Here is a 1,181-nt window from a genome sequence, read left to right as displayed (position 1 = left end):
TATAGATTTACCACTTGAAAACTTTAATTATTCTTTGTAGTACTCAAGGGGGTTGACTATACCCTTTACTAGTTCAATATTCTGATTTAAGTTTTCATAAAAATAGCAAGTTTGATCATACAATACTTCTTTGTTTCCCTTAGAATTAGGTGTATAAATGCATGCTTTGTATATATTCCAAATATTCTCTTGAGGATTAAGTTCAGGAGAGTATGGAGGAAGGTAAATAAGTGTTAATCTTTTTTTATTACCTTCCTGAAATGCTTTAACAGTGCTAGATTTATGAATTTTAGCATTATCCAGAATTAAGTATACTTTTTTATCTGAATTTATATCCAATAGCCGTTGTAGAAACACTATAAACTCATCAGATGTTATTGAAGCGCTATAAGGATATACATCAGTAATTGAGTCATACTGTTTAGAAATCTCTGTAGCTCCTATAAGCTTTAATCCATCCTTTAATCCATTCTTTTCAATTAGAGGGGGTTGACCTATAGGGCTCCAAGTTCTTCTATTATTAGATTCTATTTTGATAGCAGTTTCATCTGCAACATATAAAAGTTTATTAGAAGAACCTTCTACAATACTTAGTATCTTTCTGATTTTTTTTAAAAGCAATTTGCTTTTCAGGATCAGCTAAAGTTGGATGATACTGCCCGCGTTTATAAGAAAAGCCAAGACTTATCAATACTTGCCTTATTGTTTCACTAGAGTATAATCTACCATATTTATGCTCTAAATAGTCTCTTACGCGGTTGATGCTCCATACAGATGAAAGATATCCAAATTCTCGTGGATCTTTTGTGGTTAATATATTAGTTATATCTTTAAGCATTTCATCAGTGAAGGAACTTTCAGATCCACCACGGTTATCTTCGATAGAGTCTATTCCAAGGGAATTCCAGGAGTTTATATAAGATAAAACAGTAACTCTTGAAACTCCTAGAATATTCGTTATGTTATATATGTCTATACCTTGGTATCGCATTATAACTGCTCGAAGAGCTCTACGAGAATACTTACTTGTATTTGATTGTTCTAGTTTAATTAAGTTTTCTATTGTATGACCGTGCAATGTGTTAATCCTTGTTTGCTTTCTTCCCATAATAATAACTCCTTTGATAAGTCTTAGAGTTATTATTGGGAAGATTAAGCTTGTTAATACTTTAAATTTCGGA

General features: G+C 31.3%; 2 protein-coding genes. Both read right to left on the bottom strand.

Annotation, left to right across the window (positions count from 1 at the left end):
* Positions 1–27 precede the first annotated feature (27 nt).
* Positions 28–621, bottom strand: coding sequence for an IS630 family transposase (locus tag J2Z44_RS21385; protein WP_209650070.1), 594 nt, complete (start codon positions 619–621; stop codon positions 28–30).
* Positions 569–1,181: helix-turn-helix domain-containing protein (locus J2Z44_RS21380; RefSeq protein ID WP_209650068.1), on the bottom strand; the 613-nt coding region annotated here is incomplete at its 5' end. The genes J2Z44_RS21385 and J2Z44_RS21380, both read right to left, overlap by 53 nt.

The organism is Clostridium punense, assembly GCF_017874425.1.
Lineage (GTDB): Bacteria > Bacillota > Clostridia > Clostridiales > Clostridiaceae > Clostridium_J > Clostridium_J punense.
This window is presented reverse-complemented; position numbering and strand designations above follow the sequence as displayed.